Source organism: Pseudomonadota bacterium (assembly GCA_010028905.1).
Classification (GTDB): Bacteria; Vulcanimicrobiota; Xenobia; order RGZZ01; family RGZZ01; genus RGZZ01.
The window spans coordinates 1-1,019 of the sequence record RGZZ01000940.1 but is presented as its reverse complement, the minus strand read 5'-3'; the positions used below and the strand labels follow the sequence as shown (position 1 = coordinate 1,019).

2 protein-coding genes are annotated in these 1,019 nt (G+C 64.7%); both read left to right on the top strand.

Annotation, left to right across the window (positions count from 1 at the left end; genetic code table 11):
- Positions 1 to 84 precede the first annotated feature (84 nt).
- The gene (locus tag EB084_26550) at positions 85 to 828 is read left to right on the top strand and encodes a hypothetical protein (protein NDD31823.1); all 744 of its coding nucleotides are present in this window, start codon (positions 85 to 87) and stop codon (positions 826 to 828) included.
- The coding region (locus EB084_26545; protein NDD31822.1) for a VUT family protein at positions 829 to 1,019 on the top strand (191 nt) is incomplete at its 3' end.

The following is a 1,019-nucleotide window of genomic DNA, read 5'->3' as shown; positions in this document are numbered from 1 at the left end:
CGGCGCGCGCGCTGGGAACCTCAGGGCATGACATCTGCGTCACTGGCTTCGCTGCTATGGGCGCCGCACCCTGGGGAGGTCAGCATGGGACAGGTCAATCTCAGCGTCGACGTTGCGTCGCGATGGCGCGGGCGCGCGTGTCGATGGAGGCGCCTGGCGCTGCTGCTGGCGCTGCTGCTCTGCGTGATGCGCGCGCCTGCGTTCGCGGACGGGCAGTCGGGGCCGGAACGCACCACCATCATCGCAAAATCGTGGGGAACCGTCTACCACCTCCCGTTCTCTCCAGGCACCCTCATCCAGAGCGACATGCTGGGCGAGTACGTCATCAAGGCGCCCAACGGCGGGCTCACGTCGCTGAAGCAGGAGGGGTACGAGAGCGGCTACGTGATCTACTTCCCCGACAAGTCGACCATGATGGTTCGCATCAGCGAGAGCGGTGAGCTGCTCCTCGAGATCGGCGAGACCCGCGCCTGGTTTCGGATCGTGAACGATGGCTGGGTTCTCAAGCTTCCCACCGACGAGGTGCGCCTGCGCAAGCACGGCAAGGAGGTGCGCCTCAGCGGACGCCTCGGCACCACGGTGGTGACCGATGACGGGAACGGCTTCACCATCAAGAGTCCCGCGGGCGAGACCTCGTACAGTCGCGCGTCGTTCGACGAGCCCTACCGGCTGACCGGTCTTCCGGTGCAGGCGCACCCCTATGTGGTGCGTGGCCTGTGGTGCGAGACGTCCGGAATGGGGTTCTTCGTCGACTTCAAGCTCGGCGATTACAGCCGCGCGTTCAGCGTTCTGGGGTGGCAGCCCATGATGGGCTTCGGCGGCAAGTAGGTGACTGAACCGCAGCAGCGGCGATATCGCTACGTCGACATCATCACGGCGTCGTTCGTGGCGGTTCTGCTCATCTCGAACGTGGCGGCGCTCAAGCTGTTCACCCTGTGGGGGCGAACCTTCGATGGGGGGGCGTTCATCTTTCCCATCAGCTACATCTTTGGTGACATCCTCACCGAGGTGTACGGCTA

Coding starts and splice junctions, on each gene's coding strand:
- EB084_26550 (NDD31823.1), top strand. CDS start 85: ATGGGACAGGTCAATCTCAGCGTCGACGTTGCGTCGCGATGGCGCGGG.